16 protein-coding genes are annotated in these 19,576 nt (G+C 68.8%); 6 read left to right on the top strand and 10 right to left on the bottom strand.

The genetic code is table 11. The features are described from left to right. Positions 1–71: 71 nt before the first annotated feature. The 4 genes from KYK13_RS14710 to KYK13_RS14725 all read right to left on the bottom strand — a co-directional run bounded on the left by KYK13_RS14710 (position 72) and on the right by KYK13_RS14725 (position 4,448). On the bottom strand, positions 72–1,355 hold the full coding sequence (locus KYK13_RS14710) for an MFS transporter (protein WP_223645066.1): 1,284 nt from the start codon (positions 1,353–1,355) through the stop codon (positions 72–74). 71 nt (positions 1,356–1,426) lie between these two features. Further along, the gene (locus KYK13_RS14715) at positions 1,427–2,515 is read right to left on the bottom strand and encodes an isopenicillin N synthase family oxygenase (RefSeq protein WP_223645067.1); all 1,089 of its coding nucleotides are present in this window, start codon (positions 2,513–2,515) and stop codon (positions 1,427–1,429) included. Positions 2,516–2,648: 133 nt separating this feature from the next. Next, on the bottom strand, positions 2,649–3,272 hold the full coding sequence (locus KYK13_RS14720) for a protease (protein ID WP_223645068.1): 624 nt from the start codon (positions 3,270–3,272) through the stop codon (positions 2,649–2,651). Positions 3,273–3,362: 90 nt separating this feature from the next. Further along, positions 3,363–4,448 carry a M35 family metallo-endopeptidase gene (locus tag KYK13_RS14725; RefSeq protein ID WP_223645069.1) on the bottom strand — a complete coding sequence of 362 codons (1,086 nt, stop codon included), beginning with the start codon at positions 4,446–4,448 and terminating at the stop codon, positions 3,363–3,365. Positions 4,449–4,675: 227 nt separating this feature from the next. Between KYK13_RS14725 and KYK13_RS14730 the strand changes: the two genes are divergently transcribed. Both KYK13_RS14730 and KYK13_RS14735 read left to right on the top strand, forming a co-directional pair. Beyond that, positions 4,676–5,371 (top strand): glutamine amidotransferase, encoded by a 696-nt coding sequence (locus KYK13_RS14730; protein WP_223645070.1) that lies wholly within the window; start codon positions 4,676–4,678, stop codon positions 5,369–5,371. 28 nt (positions 5,372–5,399) lie between these two features. Beyond that, positions 5,400–6,686: an AAA family ATPase gene (locus KYK13_RS14735; protein ID WP_223645071.1), complete on the top strand. Its 1,287-nt coding sequence runs from the start codon at positions 5,400–5,402 to the stop codon at positions 6,684–6,686. Between the two features lie 4 nt (positions 6,687–6,690). On the opposite strand, the gene KYK13_RS14740 is transcribed toward KYK13_RS14735, so the two are convergent. After that, positions 6,691–7,698 carry a hypothetical protein gene (locus KYK13_RS14740; RefSeq protein WP_223645072.1) on the bottom strand — a complete coding sequence of 336 codons (1,008 nt, stop codon included), beginning with the start codon at positions 7,696–7,698 and terminating at the stop codon, positions 6,691–6,693. Positions 7,699–7,861: 163 nt separating this feature from the next. Then, a complete protein-coding gene (locus KYK13_RS14745) occupies positions 7,862–9,160 on the bottom strand; it encodes an OprO/OprP family phosphate-selective porin (protein ID WP_223645073.1) in 1,299 nt (432 codons plus the stop codon). Positions 9,161–9,337: 177 nt separating this feature from the next. On the opposite strand from KYK13_RS14745, the gene coaA reads away from it, so the two are divergent. Further along, positions 9,338–10,291 (top strand): type I pantothenate kinase, encoded by a 954-nt coding sequence (gene coaA / locus KYK13_RS14750; RefSeq protein ID WP_223646625.1) that lies wholly within the window; start codon positions 9,338–9,340, stop codon positions 10,289–10,291. 16 nt (positions 10,292–10,307) lie between these two features. Next, a complete protein-coding gene (locus KYK13_RS14755) occupies positions 10,308–11,300 on the top strand; it encodes a cysteine synthase A (protein ID WP_223645074.1) in 993 nt (330 codons plus the stop codon). 16 nt (positions 11,301–11,316) lie between these two features. Here KYK13_RS14755 and KYK13_RS14760 read toward each other — a convergent pair whose 3' ends face one another. Continuing rightward, the gene (locus tag KYK13_RS14760) at positions 11,317–12,606 is read right to left on the bottom strand and encodes a type I restriction enzyme HsdR N-terminal domain-containing protein (RefSeq protein ID WP_370645419.1); all 1,290 of its coding nucleotides are present in this window, start codon (positions 12,604–12,606) and stop codon (positions 11,317–11,319) included. Positions 12,607–12,810: 204 nt separating this feature from the next. Then, entirely contained in the window at positions 12,811–14,100 is a 1,290-nt protein-coding gene (locus KYK13_RS14765; protein WP_223645076.1) for a FadR/GntR family transcriptional regulator, read from the bottom strand. Between the two features lie 612 nt (positions 14,101–14,712). On the opposite strand from KYK13_RS14765, the gene KYK13_RS14770 reads away from it, so the two are divergent. Both KYK13_RS14770 and KYK13_RS14775 read left to right on the top strand, forming a co-directional pair. After that, positions 14,713–15,873, top strand: a complete 1,161-nt coding sequence (locus KYK13_RS14770) for an IS4 family transposase (RefSeq protein WP_223645077.1) — start codon at positions 14,713–14,715, stop codon at positions 15,871–15,873. Positions 15,874–16,072: 199 nt separating this feature from the next. Then, positions 16,073–16,699, top strand: a complete 627-nt coding sequence (locus KYK13_RS14775) for an SgcJ/EcaC family oxidoreductase (protein ID WP_223645078.1) — start codon at positions 16,073–16,075, stop codon at positions 16,697–16,699. Here KYK13_RS14775 and KYK13_RS14780 read toward each other — a convergent pair. Together KYK13_RS14780 and KYK13_RS14785 are read right to left on the bottom strand one after the other, a co-directional pair. Then, positions 16,662–17,972, bottom strand: coding sequence for a DUF418 domain-containing protein (locus KYK13_RS14780; RefSeq protein ID WP_223645079.1), 1,311 nt, complete (start codon positions 17,970–17,972; stop codon positions 16,662–16,664). The two genes, KYK13_RS14775 and KYK13_RS14780, sit on opposite strands and share 38 nt — an antisense overlap. 102 nt (positions 17,973–18,074) lie before the next feature. After that, positions 18,075–19,514 carry a phosphatase PAP2 family protein gene (locus KYK13_RS14785; RefSeq protein WP_223645080.1) on the bottom strand — a complete coding sequence of 480 codons (1,440 nt, stop codon included), beginning with the start codon at positions 19,512–19,514 and terminating at the stop codon, positions 18,075–18,077. Between the last annotated feature and the right edge of the window lie 62 nt (positions 19,515–19,576).

Here is a 19,576-nt window from a genome sequence, read left to right on the forward strand (position 1 = left end):
CAGGCAACAGCGCCTTCACCCTGCGTTGAACCCTTTCGCGCGCCATGGTTTCCCCGGCGCAGGGGGGCTCTTCAGAGGGAGGGCGCGGATTCTGCGGCGTCCGGCTCGGGTGGGGGCGGGCGGTGGGCGGCGGACTCCAGCCGGTCCACGTTGCGCAGCTCCGGGAAGAACCAGGCCCAGAGGCCCACGACGACGAGCGTGCCCACGGCGCCAATCACCACCGCGTGCACGGCGCCCAGGGCCTCGGCGAGCGAGCCCGCGCGGAACTCGCCCAGCTCGTTGGAGGCGCCGATGCACATCAGGTTCACCGCGCTCACGCGGCCGCGCATCTCATCCGGCGTGGAGACCAGCTCCAGGGTGTGGCGCACCACCACGCTCACCATGTCCGCGGCCCCGCCAATGGCGAGCGCCGCGAGCGACAGGGGCAGGGACGTGCTCAGGCCGAACACCAGCGTGGCCGCGCCGAACACCGCCACCGCGATGAACATCTTCCACCCGGCGTGCCCGCCCAGCGGACGGAACGTGAGCAGCACCGCCACCACCGCGGCGCCCGCGGCCGGAGCGCTGCGCAAGAGGCCCAGGCCCCACGGGCCGGTGTGCAGCACGTCGCGCGCGTAGATGGGCAACAGCGCCACCGCGCCGCCCAGCAGCACCGCGAAGAGGTCCAGGGTGAGGCTGCCCAGGAGCATCCGCTTCTGGCGCACGAAGCGCAGGCCCGCGACGAGCGTCTTCAGGGAGATGGGCTCTCGCGACGCGCTGCCCGTGCGCACCTTGAGCGAGAGGATCCACACGATGGTGAGCGCGCACAGCGACGCGGACGTGATGTAGACGCCCTTGCCGCCCAGCCACCCGTAGAGCAGGCCGCCCACGGCGGGGCCCGCGATGGTGGCCACCTGCCACGTGGTGGAGTTCACCGCCACGGCGCGCGTCAGCTCCTCCTTCGGCACCAGGTAGGGCGTGAGCGCGGAGCCCGCGGGCGCGTAGAAGGCTCTCGCGGTGCCGAACAGCACCAGGATGCCGTAGACGAAGCGCACGTCCTGGAAGTGGCCCAGCGTGAAGGACAGGAGCAGCAGGCTGCACACCATCATCACGCCCTGGCACAGCGCCAGGATGCTGCGGCGGTCGTAGCGGTCAGCGACCTGACCGCCCAACAGGCTGAAGGCGAGGAAGGGGACGAACTGGGACAGGCCCGTGTAGCCCAGCGCGAGCGCGCTCCCGGTGAGCTCGTACACCTGCCACCCGATGGCCACCGATTCGATCTGCGCCGCGAGCACCGCGCACAGACGGGCGATTTGATACAGCCGGAAGTCGCGGTGACGGAAGATGGATGTGGCGAGCGCGGAGGGGATGGCCATGGGGTGGCTGCGCTGTAACGCAGCCCGTCCCCCTTGCGCCAGTGACAAGGGGCGCGCGCCCCAGGCGCGGCTTATGAGGTCGCGCGCATCCGGTTCAAGCGGTCGTAGTGGCGGTAGCCCAGCTTGTCGAGCGCGGCGGGCGGCGCGAGGCCGATGTCCACCAGCGTCTTGATGTCGTACGTGCCCGCGAGCACCGGCGGCGCGTAGTTGGCCACCGCCTCCGGCGTGCGGAAGCCGGGCAGCGGGAAGAGCACTTGGCTGGTGTGCACGTGCATGAAGTGCGCGGCGGACTGGCGCTGCCACCCCGGCACGCCCGGCGCGGTGATGACGTGCGGCGTGGCGAGGAACGTGCCGCCCGTGAGGATTTCGAGCTGCTGGCCCACCTGCGCCACGATGCAGCCCGCGGGCGCGGTGCCGCGCACCATGTGGCCGTTGGGCGCGTCCGGCGTGGCGCGCGTGCGAAGGTACAGGCCGCTCTTGTCGTCCGGCTTCGGCGCGGGGCGGCCTTCGGGGTCGAGGAACCGGCCTCCGGGCAGGAGCGTCAGCAGGTTGAAGTCGGTGTGCTCCTCGCCCCAGAGGATGCCGGTGTTCACCTGGGACGGGCCCAGGGGCAGGTACTGGAGCGCGCGCGTGACGTGGGGCGCCTTCTCGCACGCGGCGGTGAAGGTGTCCTCCGGCAGGCTCAGCGCCAGGGCGGCGCCGCGCAGCAGCTTGAGGCCGGCCTCGTGCAGCGCGCGGCCCATGGTGAGCAGGCCCTCCTGGAAGAAGGGCGGCGCGTTGTCCGGCCAGATGTTCTCCGGGTACAGCTCCGGGAACTCCATGGCGGACTGCGGGTCCGTGGGGGTGGGCGCCGCGAAGTAGCACTCCTTGAAGTCCGGCTGCCCGTTGCTGGCGACGGCGACCTCCGTGTTGGGAGGTGTCCAGCCGCGCTGGTACCAGAGGTCCGCGCGGCCCAGCGGGCGCTTCTCCGCGTCCGGGCGGGCCACGAAGGCGGAGAACGCGTCATAGAAGCGCTCCAGCGCCGGCGCGTCCACGCCGTGGTTCTTCACGAACACGAGGCCGAAGACGCCGAAGGCCTCGCGCAGGGCCGCCGCCGCGCGCTCCAGGCGCGCCGGTTCACCCGAGGCCAGGTCCAAGAGGTCGACCGTCGGGATGTTCATTGAAGGGGTGTCCGCCATGGTGGGCCCAGGTGTATCGCGCCCGGGCCCGGCTGAGGAGGGGGAGCGTGTCCGTCCGCCCTCCTCGTTCCAGGGAAATCCGGAAGGGCCCTCGCCTACGGCCTCACCGCACCCATCAGCGTCGGGCCACCGTCACGTCCACGGGGGCGCACGTGACGGGCGTGGGCTTGTACTCGCCGCCGGCCCGGGGGACGTCCTCCTGGCGCGTGGCCACGTCCATCAGTGAGTCGCGGAAGGTGATGCGGTAGGTGCCCGGCTTCGTGAAGTCCCAGGCCCGCGTCACCTCCACGGCGTTCTCCACCGTGGCGCCCGGGGCGATGAGCGCGTAGCTGTCCGCGTTCGGGGGCGCGCGCTTCACCATGGGGCCCTGGTACGGCACCTCCGCGCCGTCGCGGGTCACCTGGAACACGGTGCCCAGGATGCCCTCCAGCGGCGTCTGCCACTTGAGCACCCAGAAGGGCGTGTCGGAGCGGTTGGTGAGCTTGAAGAGGACCTCGATGGGCTCGCCCACCCTGGCCTTCGGGTGGACGCTGAGGGCGCACTCCAGCTTCGGGGTCGTCACGGGGGCGGGCTCCTGCGCGGGGGGAGGTGGGGCCGGAGGCGGCGTCTTGGCTGGAGGCGTCGCGGCGGGGGCCTGCTGCTGCGCGGGCGCCTCCGCGGGCTTCGGGGTGCAGGCGGTGACACCGGCGGCGGCGGCCAGCACCGCGAGCCATGCGAGGTTTCTTCGTCCGAGCCCCATCACGTGACGCTCCTTGTGCGCGTACGGCGAAATGAAAAGGGGCGCGAGCCTCGTGGCCCGCGCCCCTCCGGTCAACGGTCCGTCGTCACCTTACGGCAGCGAGGGGTTGTTCTCCGCGAAGTATTCGTGGCTGTCCGCGTTGTCCCGCGCGTTGGTGGGGTTGGACTTGGCCAGGTTCTTCGCGGCCGTCTGGCCGTAGGCCCAGTCGTCCGTGCCGGCCACGACGTTGAAGTGGCTCATCTCGTGGACCAGCGTGCCGGCCTTGGAGTCCGTGCCCGTGGTGGGGGCGCTCCAGAAGGCGCCGCACACGTAGATCTTGTACGGCTGCGTCGGGTAGACGTACGCGTACGTGCCGGTGTCCTTGCAGCTGCAGTCCACCGTCACCGCCGCGGAGGCGAACGCGCTCTTGATGGCGCTGAAGTGCGACTTGATGGTGTTCCAGTTGGTGGTGTTGTACGTGCCGAACCAGGTGGTGAAGCGGCTGGTCGGGGACGGCGTGCCGCTCAGGTAGGTGTACGCGTTGTTGGAGTACGTCTGCGCGCCGCTGAACGCCGAGGAGATGGAGCTCTGCTGCGACGTGGTGCACGCACCGGAGTAGGACAGGCTCTCGCCCGTCACCACGCCCATCGCCTGCGCGCCCTCGAGGCTGTTGCGGCGGCCTTCGATGAAGAGGGTGACCGAGTTGGAGGACAGCGCGGACACGCCCGCGTGCGCCTCCAGCTCATAGCGGAGGGTGTAGTTGCCGGAGACGGACAGGTCATACGCGTCCGACACCACGACCGGGCCGGAGATGCTCTGGCCGGGGGCCAGGGTGATGAGGTCTTCAGCGCGGCCCATCACGCGCTTGTAGTGCGCGCCGGTGTACGCCACGGGCTGGCCGTCGCGCGACACCGACAGGCGGCCCTCGGTGAGGCCCTCTCCCGGCGCGTCCCACTTGTAGAGGCTCACCGGCGACGAAGAGGTGTTGGTCAGCGTCACCTCCACCGTCACGCGCTCGCTGGCGGCCATGGAGGCCTTGCCCGCGGACACCTGCGCCGTCAGGGCGCCCTGCGCCTGCTCGGTGGCCTCGGCCGGGGTGGACTCACCCTCCGCCGGAGGAGCACCGCAACCGCCCAGCAGGGAAACGCCGACCACCGTGCCCACCAGCCACTTGAAACCGCGAAGGCTCTTGCTCACGAGGAACTTCCTTTCGGAAACGACGCGACGGAAACACCCAAGGGGAACGCCCGGGTACGCACGCTTATAGGGGAAACCGGGCGCGCTGATGATGGCATGAAATACTGTGAAATAAACACCTCCCCATTATCCGGGTTCACGCCGCGTCGCGGCCAGCCGTGGCTGGGAGCGTTAGTCTTCACGCGGCAAGCGGTGCGGACGAAGACACAGCCAAGGGGTGGCGGACGATGCGCGCGGTGGTGGTCGAGCACGAGGGGCATGAGGGGCCGGGCCTGCTGGGGCCCGCGCTGGAGGCGGCGGGGTTCACGCTGGTGCGGCGCTTCCGGACGGTGAAGCGCGAGGACGTGGACGCGCCGCTGGTGGTGGTGATGGGCGGGTCCATGGGCGTGTACGAGGCGGACGCGCACCCGTTCCTCAACGACGAGCTGGCGCTGCTGGGAGAGCGGCTGGCGAACGACCGCGCGTGCGTGGGCGTGTGCCTGGGTGCGCAGCTGCTGGCCGCGGCGGCGGGGGCCACGGTGTCGCCGGGCAAGAACGGCTTCGAGGTGGGCGTGGGGCCCGTGCGCTGGACGCAGGACGCGCTGAAGGACCCGGTCGTGGCGGGGGCGCGGGCGCGCACGCCGGTGGCGCACTGGCACGGGGATACGTACACGCCGGTGCCGGGCGCGACGCTGCTCGCGTCCACGGACCGGTACTCGCAGCAGGCCTTCCGGCTGGGGAAGTCCTACGGCTTCCAGTTCCACCTGGAGCTGACGGCGCAGGAGCTGGGGCGCTGGCTGGAGCTGGGGGAGGCGGGGCTCGTCGCGCGGGGCAAGGACGTGGCGGCGCTGAAGGCGCAGCTGCCCAGGCTGAAGGCCGCGGAGGCGGAGAACACGGAGCTGCTCCACCGGCTCGCGCATCAGCTGGCCAAGGGCGTACGCTGACGGCCGTCCACGGGGAGGGCTGGACGCCATGAAGCTGACCCGCCTGCACGTCCACCACTACCGCGGGCTCGCGCCGGACACGGTGCTGACGTTCGGCCCGGCGCTCAACGTGGTGGTGGGCGCGACGGGCAGCGGGCGCACGACGCTGCTGGAGCTGGTGTCCTCGGTGCTGTGCTCGGACTTCTCCGGGCTCCTGCGCGAGCCGTTCGCCCTGGACTACGCGCTGCGCTTCGACGCGCTGACGGTGGACGTGGCCGTGCGCAACGAGCCGCCCGCGGCGCTGCCCTCGACGGCAGGGGAGGGCGGTCCCGGGGATGCGCTGGCGCTGCCTCCGGGAGCGCTGGCGCATGGGCTGATGCCCTCCATCGTGGCGACGGTGCGGTGGGACGCGGCGGAGGACGCGCGGCTCGTGATGCGCGCCAGCGCCACGGGCTTCGCGTGCGAGGTGTCGGGCTCGGCCGGCTTCTCCAAGCGCATGCACTGGTCGGTGCTGGACCGCTCCGTGTGGACGCTGCTCTTCATGGCCGCGCAGTACCTGGAGCGCGGCGTGAAGGACCGGCTGAAGGACCTGCTGCGGGAGACGTTCCTCCTGGCGCCGCCGCGCTTCGATGAAGCGCTGGGCATGTTCGAGCGCATCGGCGCCATCCGTTACGCGATGGAGCAGCGTGGCGAGGAGCTGTTCCCCCTGGGCCTCATGGCCTTGCCCACGTGGATGCCAGGCTGGCTGCGCGACCAGGTGGAGCGCGAGCCCGTGCCCCCGTCACTGCTGCTCCGGCACGATGCGCTGCCGCAGGGCTTCCTCGCGCGCTTCGTGGCGCTGGCGGGGTTCGCCTCCGGCACGCTCACGATGGACGTGACGGAGACGACGCCGCTGTCGCAGGGCGGCCGGCTGGGCTTCAGCGGCTTCCGCTTCGCGTTCGTGCGCCCGGATGGTTCGCCGGTGACGCAGGAGCAGCTGGGCCATGGCCAGAAGCGGCTCTTGTCCTTCCTCTACTACCTGGACGTGCACCCGGGCTTCGTGGTCGCGGACGAGCTGGCGGATGGCCTGCACCCGGACCTGGTGCGCGCGTGCGTGCGCGACATGGGCGAGCGGCAGGCCTTCGTCACCAGCCAGAGCCCGCTGCTCCTGGAACAGCTGGAGCTGTCCAACGCGGAGCAGCTGCGCACCTCGTTGATCCGCTGCGAGGTGGGCGGCGGAGATGGCGCCTGGCGGTGGACGCAGCCCACTCCGGACGAGGCCGCGCGGTGGTTCGACGCGTACCGCGCGGGCTCCGTGCCGCTGGGCGCGATGCTGCGCGCCCAGGGCTTCGGGTGAGCTCTCAGCGGCCGGAGAGCAGGTCCGTGCTGAAGGAGAAGCCGCCGAGCAGGTAGGGCATGGCGCTCACCCGGTTCTCATGCCTCAGGTACCAGCCGGCGATGAGCAGCACGGTGGGCTTGTTCATGAGCCCGCCGGGCTTCGTGTCAAAGGCATACGCGACGAGCGGGCCCACGCGGATGTGCTCGTTGGTGGGCAGCTTGCGGCCGGGCAGCGGCTCCACCGCGGTGGTGTCCTCGCTGTAGCGGGGCCACACCGCGGAGAGCCGGGCACCCAGCGTCCACTGTCCGCCCAGCCAGAGCAGGTCCGTGTCGTTGGCGAGCACCCAGCCCTTGCCCGGCACCAGCGTGTCCAGCGTCGGGTCGTAGAACGTGCCGCGCGTCCCGCCGTCGCGCAGGGACACGTTCCAGTACTCGATGGCCAGCTTCGTGCGCAGCGCCACGGACTTCACCTTCGCCTGGAGCATGGGCTCCACGAAGAAGTGGTGCCCGGAGGTGCCGTAGGCTGCGTCATTGGTCGCGCTGCGCAGGTCGTCGTCGTAGGGCTGGAAGGAGTCCGGATAGGACTGGATGCTGCCGAAGGTGCCGAAGTACTGGACGTACTCGTAGCCGGCGCGGACGTTGAATACCGCCAGGGGCTGCAGCTCCACCACGGGCCCCAGCTTGAAGAACGCGGGGCTCAGCTTGAGGCTCGCGGCGGCGCTGGCGAACGTGTCGCGCAGGAGCAGCGACGGGCTGTCGAAGAGGCGCTTCTGGTAGACGAGCCGGTTCTGCGACTCGAGCCCCAGCGGGTTGTATCGGACGACGTTGAGCGTGGTGAAGAAGACGCGGCGGTCCGGCAGGGACGGCTGCACCGGGGGCGGCTCGTCCTCCGTCACGGGGGGCTGCGGCTGCTGCGCGGCCACGGGGACGCCCAGGCCCAGCAGGGCGAGCAGCGCGGCGCGCGTGAGCACCTTTGGCAGGGATGGGGAGCGGACAGACGTCGGGCGCTGCGGGAACACGTTCGCGGGCATGCGTCCTCTCGGCGGGAGCCCGCGGGAGCGGCCCCCGGGCAAGGGCCACCCGTCGCGGGCAGCGGGAGCGTCGGGCACCTGACGCGGCCGCTTCAAGACGCACCCGGACGAAGCCGGATGACACCCGGCGTCAGCGGTGGTCTTCCCTCCTCACCGCGTGTCTTCAGAACGTGAGCTGGAAGCGGGACATGAGGACGTTCTCCGGAGGGCGGTCACCGCCGTCCGGGGCGCCGCCCACGTAGTTCGTGCGGTGGAAGTTCATGGCGAAGCGCACGCGCCGGTTGACGGCGAAGGTGGTGGCGACGCCGAAGCCCTTCGCCTGGCTCACGGAGCTGGCGGGGTTGGCGAAGCGGGGGAAGGCGGCGTTGTCGATGTCCAGCGCGTGGTAGCGCGCCGCGACCTCCAGCGCGCCGCCCTGGAGCGTCTTCGGGTCGAAGGGCCTCGTCGGCCGGGCGCCCTCGAAGGACGCCTTGCCCCCGAAGACCCACGACACCGCCGTCTGCCAGGCGTGGTTGCGCAGCCGCGCGCGGGCGTCCGCGACCTGAACCTCCTGTGACGAGCGCACGTACTCCGCGAGGAGGCCGAAGGAGCCCCAGTAGAAGTGGCCCTGGGGCGAGAGCCGCAGGTGCTGGCCGTGCGCGGTGACAATCTGTCCGGTGCTCGTGTTGTTCAGGTAGCTGAAGATGACCTCCTGGCCGGTGCTGCGGAAGGGCGCGAGCCCGGTGTTGGTGGCCGTGCCGAACTGGAGGCCATGCGTCACCGCGATTCCCAGGCCCAGCCCCTGGAGGAAGGCGGGCTCGCGGCCCTTGAAGGGCAGGGCGAAGACGCGGGCGACCAGGTCGAAGCTGTCGTCGATGTTGGAGTCGGTGCTGGTGCCGTCGGGGTCGCCATTCACCACCGCCAGCGAGTACTGCCACCGGCCACCCTGCCCCTCGCCGTGCAACTCCAGGCCCTCGTCGCGGTTGGGGACCAGGTCCACCGTGAGCGAGCGCTCGATGAAGGGGTTGTCCATGTCGGACTGGAGCAGCTCCAGTCCGAACGGCGTCTTGAACCGGCCCGCGCGCAGGCGGATCCACTCTCCCGGGCGGAAGTCGATGAACGCGTCCTGGAGGATGGGCTGCCCGCTGCCGAAGTCCGGCATGATGCGGAAGTCGATGAAGCCGAAGAGCGTCCCGTCCAGGATGGGGCGCACGCGCCGCATGAGGAACGTGTTGGTGCCCGTGCGGTCGGGGTCATCGAAGTAGAAGCGCCCGTCGCCCTGGAGCTGTCCGCGCGGCTTGAGCACGAAGGCCTTGTCCGCGGACGACAGCGCGAAGCCCTCTTCCGAAATCAGGACGATGGGGGGCTCCGCGGCCTTCCGGGGCTCCTCCGAGGCGGGCGCGGTCACGGGCTCGGAGGCCTCGGCGCGGGGCGCGGCGAGCAGCAGGCCCGTGGCGGCGAGGAGGACGGGGACGGGGGACACGCGGGACCTCCGGGAACGGGCTCCACGAGGGTGGAGTGCCCCCGGGAGCCCGGGGCGCGACGAAGAAGCGGGCGGGCACGTTGGCGACGGGAAAGTCTTGCTGTCAAGGAACACTGGGAAGACCTGTTGTCGCCTTCACTTGCCGGGGGTGGGGAGGTCTGGTTCAAGCTGGGCGGCATGTCCGTGACCAAGCCCCGCGCCGTATCGATGTACGTCGACCTGGACCGCGACGCGTGGCGCGAACTGCGGGCCGCCACTCCGCTGACGCTGACGGCGGACGAAGTGGAGAAGCTGCGGGGCCTGGGGGACCGGTTGGATCTCCAGGAGGTGGAGGACGTCTACCTGCCGCTGTCGCGGCTTTTGCACCTGCAGGTGGCGTCGGCGCAGTCGCTGTGGGCGGCACAGCAGGCGTTCCTGGGGTACTCGGTGCGCAAGGTGCCGTTCATCATCGCCATCGCGGGGAGCGTGGCGGTGGGCAAGAGCACCACGGCGCGCATCCTCCAGGCGTTGCTGGCGCGATGGCCGGATCATCCGCGCGTGGCGTTGGTGACGACGGACGGGTTCCTGTACCCCAACCGGGTGCTGACCGAGCGGGGCATCATGAACCGCAAGGGCTTTCCGGAGAGCTACGACCGGCGCGCGCTGGTGCGCTTCCTGGCGGAGCTGAAGGCGGGGCGCGAGGAGGTGGCGGCGCCGGTGTACTCGCACCTCGTCTACGACATCGTGCCGGAGGAGGCGCAGTCCATCCGGCAGCCGGACATCCTCATCCTGGAGGGGCTCAACGTCCTGCAGACGGGGCCGGTAGAGGGCGGGCGGCTGCCGCACACGTTCCTGTCGGACTTCTTCGACTTCTCCATCTACGTGGATGCGACGGAGACGGACATCCGCCATTGGTACGTGGAGCGGTTCCTGCGCCTGTGGGAGACGGCGTTCCGCGACGAGCGGTCCTTCTTCCGGCGCTTCTCCGAATTGACGCGCGAGCAGGCAATCGCGCGGGCCGCGTCGGTGTGGGCGGAGATCAATGGGCCCAACCTGGCGGAGAACATCGCGCCCACGCGTTCACGGGCGCGGCTCATCCTGGTGAAGGGCAGTGACCACAAGGTCCGCCGTGTGCGGATGCGCAAGCTGTAGCTGCGGGAGGACGGACATGGCGCCACGAATGGGTTCGCTCTGGGACGCGGTGGGGAACACGCCGCTGTTGCGCGTGGGCTCGCTCAGCCGTCAGACGGGTTGTGACATCGTCGCCAAGGCGGAGTTCATGAACCCGGGTGGGAGCATCAAGGACCGGGCCGCCAAGGGGATGATCCAGCGCGCGGAGGCCGCGGGGCAGTTGAAGCCGGGCGGCACGATTGTCGAAGGCACCGCGGGCAACACCGGCATCGGGCTGGGGCTGCTGGGGCGCGAGCGGGGCTACCGCGTGGTGGTGACGATGCCGGACAACCAGGCACGCGAGAAGTACGAGTACCTGGAGGCGATGGGCGTGGAGGTGCGGCGGGTGCCGGCGGTGCCGTTCTCCAATCCCTCGCATTTCTTCCACCAGGCTCGGGCGCTGGCGGAGGCGAACGGCTGGGCGTGGATGAACCAGTTCGAGAACACGGCGAACGGCGACTTCCACTACGAGACGACGGGGCCGGAGATCTGGGAGCAGGCGGAAGGAAGGGTGGACGTGCTGGTGGCGTCGGTGGGCAGCGGCGGCACGCTGTCCGGGACGAGCCGCTACCTGAAGGAGAAGAACCCGGCGTTGCGCGTGGTGTTGGTGGATCCGCCGGGGTCGGGGCTCTACTGCCAGGTGCGCACGGGGAAGATGGAGACGGTGGGGAGCTCCATCACGGAAGGCATTGGCATCATGCGGCTGACGGAGAACTTCCGGCAGGCGCGCGTGGACGAGGCGATGCGCCTGGAGGACCAGGACATGCTGGAGATGCTCTATCACCTGGCGCGCGAGGACGCGCTGGTGGTGGGGACCTCCGCGGCCCTGAACGTCCGGGCGGCGTGGGAGGTGGCGCGCAAGCACCAGGGCCAGGGCCTGCGCATCGTCACGTTCCTGTGCGACCACGGCAGCCGCTACGCCTCCAAGGTCTTCAATCCGGAGTTCCTCGCGTCCAAGGGGCTCACGGTGAAGCCGCTGCCGGCGGTGTGAGCGCGCGGGGTGGCCGCTACTGGCTGGCGACCACCTTGAGCGCGGTCCGGCCCTCCTCGCGAGCGGGCTCGGTGGGCGATTCCTCCTTGGCCATGAGGGAGAGCTCCAGGCTCCGGGCGACGAGCGCCTTGAGCGCCCACATCTCCGGAACCGTCTGGATGTAGATGCGGCTCACGCCGAAGGCCGCGGGGGACGACTCGACCTCGAAACCCGCGGCGAGGGTCTTCGCCTCGGCGACGGGCACCCAGGTGGCGATGCACTTGCGCTTGCCATTGCCGAAGAAGCGCACGAACCACTTCGTGGGTTTCTTGAAGGACACGTTGAAGTAGTTCGAGGTGTCCCGGTAGAGGACATCCTCCGCCGCGTGGCCGTTCTTGGTGCAGATGTCGCGGATGACGCCGAAGAAGGCCAGTTCCTCCTCGGTGGTCTCGATGACGGCGCGTCCCTTGTCGTCACCCGCTGCACGCGGCTCCGTCTCGAAGGGCTTCGTGCTGTCGGCCTTCGCCACGTTGGGACTGTCCTTGGCGGCGGGGGGCTCCGTGCCTTCGTTCAGCCGTTGGAGACGTTCCTTGAGCTTGTCGAGGAAGTCGTCGCCCATGACGCGCAGGAGCGTGGGTTCGATGGCCTCCTTGGCGACCTCCGCGAGGCGTTCCATCACGGCGGTCGTCCGCTTCCCCTTGTAGACGTCCTCGGTGAGCCACTTGAGGAAGCCCTCATGCTCGCCGGGTGATCTCAGGGCGGCGGACAGCTTGTCGATCATTCCCTGGCGGTAGCGGCTGTTCTCCGCGTCGGTGATGAGCGTGATGGCGTTGAAGGACTCGCGGCTGAACTTGGACAGGAACTTCGCGACCTTGGCCCAGTCCGACTTCGTGTCCTCCAGGGAGAAGGTGAAGAAGGGCTCCGGGTCCATGACATTGGGGTTCTCCAGGTCACCGAAGAACAGGTAATGGCAGCCGTCCGTGATGATGCCGAAGTGGAGCTCCGGGAGTTGGGAGAGGTAGCGTGCCAGTTGCTGGGCGCGGGACTTGAGGTCGGTGCCCAGGGGTTTGGTCTCGATGACGATGAGCGGCTTCTGACCCGTCTGGTCGAAGATGGCGAAGTCCATCCGGTCCGGGAGCTTCTTGCCATCTCCCTGGACGAAGTCCGCCGTGTACTCGAGCCGCACCTCCCGGGGGAGGCCGGGGTCATAGCCGAGCAGCCGGATGAAGGGGACCACCAGCGCCAGCTTGGCGGTCTCTTCGTTGGTGATGAAGGACCTGGAGTCCTGGTAGCGCTTGACCAGCTCCAGCAATTGATTCGCGTCCACGGTATTACCCCCTTGCATCGCGTCGAGTCCCGGGCCGAGCCAGCGGTGGGAACCCACTGGCTGCATTCAGGAGTCCAATCCTTCTGGAGGTCCTGGGTCCATACCCCATTCGAGGGAGCCAGGACCCCAGCAGACGCCGCGGTGATGATGTTTCAGTTCAAGGTAGGGCCCGGCCCCGTCTCAAGATGCTTGCTGACGCATCCGTCAATGTGACGCAGCGCTGTTGCGTCGAGAAGCACTGGAACGCTCGTGAAAGACGTTCATGGCCCTCTTGAAACGTGCTGAATGAACGCACAGGGCGTCCAGGCAGCTCACCAGAAGCTGATGGATGGGCCTGGCGTGGATGCCCCGCTTCCACGGATGCGAGTGAGGTCGCTCGACGTGCGCCCCTCCCGTTCGCTCAGGCTGTCTGCATGAGCCGATGGGGCGCGGATCGGGCTGTGGAGTCTCCCTCGGAAAGGGCGAGCCACAATATGTCCGATCGTCGGACAGGTTGCCCGAGGGCTCGTTCAGCCCATCTCCCCTGGCCTCCTCCGCGCCGGTTTTCCTGGAGGGAGGCTCCATCTCCGCTGAACTCAGCAAAGCTGTGTTGCTGGGCGCTACGGCCAAGGAACTCACATGGGTTGAGGAGCCAAACCCAATCACCTCCGCGGCCTTAACGGCTGAAGCGGGACTTCCGATGCCACCCCCTTCCAAGCGAAGGTATTCCTCCCGGTTCTCATCCAGCACGGGAGCTGACGAAGGGGGACTGAGGCTCTCGCCTTGGGAGACAGGGGCGTCCGGCTCACGGGCGACGGGGGCGAAGGCGTTCAGCAAGCGGTCATCACAAGCCTTCATCAACGTGGGCAGGTCCTGCTGGAGCGCCCGCGTGTCACGCTCCCTCAGGGCATCCGTCGCGCAAATGACCCACTGGCGCAGTGCTTCCCCTTCCATGAAGGGCAACAGTCGGGCCGGGCCGCCCAGGAAGGCACGATGCAGGGATTGAACGAGGAGGACATGCCCGGGCCGCTCCGCCATCCGGGCCGCCAGCCGGAGCAGCTCGAACTCCACCTGGGCGCATCGCTCTCCCAATTCCCACTTCGCCGCGTCCCAAAGCCTGAAGCAGAGGCTGCCCAGCACGTCCAGGTCGCGCTCGGAGGCCTTCGCGCAGCAGTCAACCAGCAGCTCCACCAGCACCTGCCGCCGGAGGCTGAAGTAGCCCTCCAGGAGCCACCGGGCCTCCGGTGAGCGCGCGTCATGCAGCGCCAACCCCAGGTTCTCCAGGGTCAGCGACTCATCCAGTGCCACCGCGCGCGTCTTGCGTCCGGAGCGCTGCACCACCAGGCCCCGTGCCGCCAGCCGCCGCAGCGCCTCACGAATGGTGCCCCGACACACGTTATGGCGACGCGCCAGCGTCGCTTCTGAGCCGAACTGCCCGCTGGGCGGCAGCCGCCCCAGAGCGATATCGCGCTCCAACTCCGCCTCGACATATGCCACGAGCCCACCCCGTCCCATCCCCTTCCCCTTCCTCGCCCCAGCATCGCCATCCAACCACAGGGGGCTGACATGGACACGGGTGGCAAACTGTCCGCGTCTCCTTCCGGGACAGCGAGCCCCCGGGCCTCGGTCTGCGAAAACCAGTCCGACTGTCGGACAGGTTCGTGAACGCAGAGGTTGCAGCGCAGACCTGTCCGACTGTCGGACAAGTTCGTGAACTCGAGGTCCGCAGCGCAGGCTGGTTCGACTGTTGGACAAGTTCGTGAACTCGGGGCCCACGTTGCGCAGGCGGGTCGGACTGTCGGACCGGTTCGTGAGCTCGGGTCCCACGTTGCGCAGGCGGGTCCGACTGTCGGACCGGTTCGTAGAGCTGGACCGCAGGAAGAGAAAAGCTGTCCGACTGTCGGGCACGTCCCTTGGGTCGCGCGCCATGCTGCACAAGCCTGTCGGACAGTCGGACTTGTCTACGGGTTTGGGCGCCGTGTGGCCCGAACCTGTCGGACAGTCGGACAGGTTTTCGGGAACCGCGCCCGGTGCTGAAGGATCCCCTCATCTAGCGAGTTGATCAGCACACGCTCGCTCGGCGGCTGCGTGCGAAGGCGCTGGTGTCCACGCAAAGAGGCAGCCACCATGAGGCGCAAGGTGGCTATCGACGAAGAGCAGGTGCTGGCGTTTCTGACGGAGGTGTTCGAGGACGACCTGCACGTCAAACGAATCCTGTCCCTGTCGCACGCGACGTTGGGGGCGGTGCAGGCGGCGAGCCTGTCCGTGGCGGCCATCGGCAAGGCCATGGCGTGGGCGCGTGGAGAGGACGTCACGTCCAAGCACGCGGTGAAACAGGTGGACCGACTGCTGTCGAATGGGGGCTTCGATGTCTGGAAGCTCTTCGCGCGCTGGGTGCCCTTCGTGCTGGCGGAGCGGACCGAGGCCGTCATCGCGCTGGACTGGACGGACTTCGAGCGAGACGACCAGGAGACGCTCGTGGCCAGCCTCATCACCCGGCATGGGCGGGCCACGCCGCTCGTGTGGACGACGCTGGTGAAGTCCGCCTCCGCGGGCAACCGGCAACTGGTGGAGGACCAGACGCTTCAGCGGCTGCGCGAGGCGATTGGCGCGCAGGTGAAGGTGACGGTGGTCGCGGACCGGGGCTTCGCGGATGCGAAGTTCTACGCGCTGCTGCGGCAGTTGGGCTTCGAGTACGTGGTGCGCTTCCGTGCGGACATGCTTGTCACGTCCGAGGAGCAGGAGACGAAGCGCGCGGCGGAGTGGGTCCCAGAAGGCGGACGCGCGAAGCTGCTGCGAGGCGCACGCGTCACCGCCACCATGGCCGAGGTGGGAGCCGTGGTGTGTGTGAAACGCAAGGGCATGAAAGACGCTTGGTGCCTGGCCACCAGCCTCACGGACGCCACGGCCCAGGAGGTGATGGACGTCTACGCCCGAAGATTCACCATCGAGGAGACGTTCCGGGACGTGAAGGACCTCAAGTTCGGCATGGGGCTGAAGCAGGTGCGCGTGAAGACGCCGGAGCGTCGAGACAGGTTGCTGCTCATCAGTGCCCTGGCTCAGGTCCTTCTGACGCTGCTGGGAGCCGCGGGGGAGGCGCTGGGGTACGACAAGCATTTGAAGGTGAATACGGTGAAGCGGCGTACGCACTCGCTCTTCACCCAAGGCACCTACTATTTCATGGCCATGCCGCGCATGAGCGATGAACGACTCCGCCCCTTGGTGGAGCGATTCGGACAACTCGTCCGTGAGCACGCCGTCTTCCAAGAGGCATTCGGACTTATCTGAGTCAGATGAGGGGATGCTTCAGCGCCCGGTGGGCGGGGCTGCTTGCTGCACCGGGGGCCACGCGAGTCCGACGTCGCGGCCTGATGCTGTGCTCCGAGACATGTGCGTCGTCGTAGAGACCTTTGGGATGCAGGCGTTGTTAACGAACAGCGGGTGACATGCTTAGGATGCGCGCCGTCCCTTCCTTCACGGAGCTTCGATGGTACGCACCCGGTTCGTTGGTCTCCTGGCGTTGCTGTTCGTCGCGGTCCCCGTCGTCGCGAGGGCGCAGGATGCCGTGGCTCCGGTGGCGGTGGCTTCAGGCGATGAGGCGACGCATCAGGCGCTGCGTGCCATCAAGCAGGACATGGAGGATGCGCTCAACAAGCGGGACCTGGACCGGCTGCTGTCACACCTGCACCCGGATGTCGTGTTCTCCACCATGAACAATGACGTTCGTGTGGGGAAGGACGCCATCCGCGCCTACTACGCGGAGATGCTTGGCGGCCCGAACAGCGTCGTGAAGAAGGTCACCGCGAAGTTCGATGTGGATGCCCTCACGCGTTTGTATGGCAACTCGGGCGTTGCCTATGGCTCGTCGCTGGACCACTACATCCTCAATGACGGCACGGACCTCGTCGTCAATGGACGGTGGACCTGCACGCTGGTGAAGGAGGGGGACCAGTGGCTCATCGCCGCGTTCCACTACTCCACCAACGTGTTCGACAACCCCCTGCTCACGAAGGTGAAGAACGCTGCCATGGGATTCGGGCCCCTCGTCGCCGTCGCCGCGCTGGCCGCGGGGTTCTTCATCGGCCGTCGGGGACGCCGGCCGGCGACGGCTTGAGCGCGAGCCGCATGGGCTGGCGCTGGCCGTAGGTGAGCGAGCGCCACAGCCACTCGGCTGGACCGAAGCGGAAGCGCGACAGCCACGCGTGGCTGAAGGGAATCTGGAGCGCGAACACCAGCAGCGTCAGTGCCACGCATTGCGACGGCGGCAGCCTGCCGATGAGCCCCAGCCCCCAGCCGTCGTAGAGCCAGAGGCTCACCACCGTCTGCATCAGGTAGTTGGTGAGCGCCATGCGCCCCACGGGCGCCAGGACGCCCAGCCACCTGCGCCAGCGCTCCTTCTGGAAGAGCAGGGCAAAGGCGGCCACGTAGAACGCGGCGAGGCCCAGGTAGCCCAGTTCCTGGATGGCCGACAGGGTGAACATCCAGTGTGCCTTCGATGGGTCCAATACCCCCGCGACGCGCAGGTGCTGCACCACCACCCACGCGCCATTGCCCAGAACTCCGAACAAAAGGCCCCAGCCCAGCAGCCTCCGGTGCCAGGCGCGGTGCCTCTCCACGTCCTGGAGCAACAGGTGCCGGCCCGCGAGCAGCCCCAACAGGAAGCGGCCGAGGATGAAGATCATCCACAGCAGCCGCTTCAGCGAAAACAGCATGTATTGGGCGAAGTGCATGTTCGCGGACTGCGTCTTCCAGAGCGAGTCGCTCGAAAGTCCGAGCAGCAGTTGCTCACGGTGCTGGGACTCCAGGGCGTCGGTAGCCTTCGCGGCGTCGGCCGCGGCCTGGGCTCCGTGCAGGAGGATGGGGCCGAAGTGCAGGATCGCCGGCACCAGCAGCGGCACCACCACCACCGACAGGCCCACCCACACCAGCAGCGTCCGGTCCGACCGGTCCCGGAAGAGGAGCAACGCGAAGCCCAGCAGCGCGTACGTGGAGAGCACGTCTCCCGTCCAGAGCGCGAAGAGATGCACCATCCCGATGCCCAGCAGGACCAGCAAGCGCCGTGAGTACACCGGGACGACGGAGGCGCCTCGGCCCTCGGCGCGCTTCAATTGGATGGAGAAGCCCAGCCCGAAGAGGAAGGCGAACAGCGTGACGAACTTCTGGTTCACGAAGAAGTTGTAGAGCGTCGTGACGGCTGCTTCGGGGGGCGGGGCCGCCAGCGCCTGGACCTGCTCTTTCGGCATGAGGACCCGCCCGCTGAACCAGGAGAAGCTGTTCGACAAGAAGACGCCCCACAACGCGAAGCCGCGCAACACGTCCAGGAGCGGCAGCCGTTCGGAGACATCCACCGGGCGGGCGCCGGCGACGGAAGAGGCGGAGTCGGACATTCGTCCAGCAGATGCCTCCGTCTGCTTCACGTCAACGCATGCACCGCGTCGTTCGCGGCAGCCTCACCCCACGCGCATGGACGACGACCGCGAGTGAAGGTCTCAGGAAGCATCGAGCACCGCCGCCTCGCGCAGGAAGGGCATGCGACGCGGGAGCTTCCGGGCCCAGAAGGACTCCACAGACCTGTGGAAGAGGCGCAGCAGCGCAGCGCCTTGCCTGCCTTCCAACGAGGCCAGCTCCTTCGCGGAGCGGTCCAGCAGCGCGCGGGCCCGCTGGTACTCACCGCGCACCCAGGCCCGCCCGGGCTCCGTCGCGAGCAGTGAGTCGAAGTCCGCCGGATCATGCCCCTGGGCGCGCACATCCTCGGCGACGTCCACCGGCACGTTGAAGAGGCCCTGGGCCAGGTCCTCGCGCAGGTCGCGCATCACGGAGCACCAGGCCAGCGCCGCGAGCAGGGAAGGGGACTCCTCGGCCCGCACCTGTGCGTCCGCGACGTGCAGCATCAAGCTCACGGACAGCCGGAAGGTGGCCTCCAACTGGGCCTGGAGTGCCGTCGCGTCCCACCAGCGACCCTCTCGCACGCGTTCGCGGTCCCTGCGCATTGTGCGCACCAGTTCGAACACATGCCCACGCGCCTCCGGGGCCGTCAGCTCCGTGAGCAGCGTCTGGCCCAGTGAGATGGCGGTGTCGTGGAACTCCGTGGCGGGGCCCGGCGCTCCGGTCTCCAGCGTGTGGAGCAGTGCGTCGATGGCGTCCAGCGGTTCACCGTCGACGGGGCGGTCTCCATCCAGCACGTCGTCCACCAGTTGGAGGAAACTGAATCCCACCCGCGCCCTTCGTGCCTTGCGCCAGCGCCCCAGCGACTGCTGATACAGCACGAGCGCGATGAGCCCGTAACGCGGGTGCCTGCGCGCGAAGCGGTACATCTCCCGCGCGCAGAGCGCCTCGACCCGCACGGCTTCGAGGAACACCTCCCGCCGGAGCCGGGGCGCCACGACGCGCCACATGCCCCAGGCGAGCAGCGCTCCCGCGACCACGTCCACCAGGTGGTGCTCGTGGATGAGCAGCGTGGACGCCGCGATGGCCAGCGCCCACAGCGTGAACACGGCGCGGGCCATCGGTCCTGAACGCTCGCGGTAGGCCAGCGCCGCCGTACAGGCGAAGGCGACGTGGAGCGACGGCAGGTAGTTGCGCTCCAGGTTCATCGTGTCCGCGGCCTGGAAGACGGAGGTCCAGACGCCGGTCACGGTGCGCTGCGGCCACGCCACCTCCACCGGCAGGACGAGGAAGCAGAGCGCTCCCAGCGCTGTCTCCGCGCAGAGCACCAGCGCGAAGGGGAGCATCTGTCTCCAGGTCCGGAAGATGAACAGGGACAACAGCAGCAACACGTCCATGCTCACGTAGATGGCGGCCAAGCCGGGCAGGAACGGGATGTGCCGTTCGAAGGGCAGGTCCACCCGCAGGCCCCCGGGATAGAAGCCCGTCACCCAGCTCGCGCCGCCGTAGGCCGCGAGGAAGAACAGCGCGAAGAAGCAGGCCATCGCGGCCGTGCGCTTCAGTTCCCCTGGTGCTGGAATGCCGAAGAGCGGGCCTTCCGCATGCG

Origin of the sequence: Corallococcus sp. EGB, from assembly GCF_019968905.1 — a bacterium.
Lineage (GTDB): Bacteria > Myxococcota > Myxococcia > Myxococcales > Myxococcaceae > Corallococcus.

Excerpts from the sequence above, each read along its gene's own strand:
- KYK13_RS14735 (WP_223645071.1), top strand. The coding sequence starts at position 5,400 with ATGAAGCTGACCCGCCTGCACGTCCACCACTACCGCGGGCTCGCGCCG.
- KYK13_RS14755 (WP_223645074.1), top strand. The coding sequence starts at position 10,308 with ATGGCGCCACGAATGGGTTCGCTCTGGGACGCGGTGGGGAACACGCCG.
- KYK13_RS14720 (WP_223645068.1), bottom strand. The coding sequence starts at position 3,272 with ATGGGGCTCGGACGAAGAAACCTCGCATGGCTCGCGGTGCTGGCCGCC.
- KYK13_RS14780 (WP_223645079.1), bottom strand. The coding sequence starts at position 17,972 with ATGTCCGACTCCGCCTCTTCCGTCGCCGGCGCCCGCCCGGTGGATGTC.
- KYK13_RS14730 (WP_223645070.1), top strand. The coding sequence starts at position 4,676 with ATGCGCGCGGTGGTGGTCGAGCACGAGGGGCATGAGGGGCCGGGCCTG.
- KYK13_RS14740 (WP_223645072.1), bottom strand. The coding sequence starts at position 7,698 with ATGCCCGCGAACGTGTTCCCGCAGCGCCCGACGTCTGTCCGCTCCCCA.
- KYK13_RS14710 (WP_223645066.1), bottom strand. The coding sequence starts at position 1,355 with ATGGCCATCCCCTCCGCGCTCGCCACATCCATCTTCCGTCACCGCGAC.
- KYK13_RS14775 (WP_223645078.1), top strand. The coding sequence starts at position 16,073 with ATGGTACGCACCCGGTTCGTTGGTCTCCTGGCGTTGCTGTTCGTCGCG.
- KYK13_RS14765 (WP_223645076.1), bottom strand. The coding sequence starts at position 14,100 with ATGGGACGGGGTGGGCTCGTGGCATATGTCGAGGCGGAGTTGGAGCGC.
- KYK13_RS14770 (WP_223645077.1), top strand. The coding sequence starts at position 14,713 with ATGAGGCGCAAGGTGGCTATCGACGAAGAGCAGGTGCTGGCGTTTCTG.
- KYK13_RS14715 (WP_223645067.1), bottom strand. The coding sequence starts at position 2,515 with ATGAACATCCCGACGGTCGACCTCTTGGACCTGGCCTCGGGTGAACCG.
- coaA (WP_223646625.1), top strand. The coding sequence starts at position 9,338 with ATGTCCGTGACCAAGCCCCGCGCCGTATCGATGTACGTCGACCTGGAC.
- KYK13_RS14785 (WP_223645080.1), bottom strand. The coding sequence starts at position 19,514 with ATGGCCTGCTTCTTCGCGCTGTTCTTCCTCGCGGCCTACGGCGGCGCG.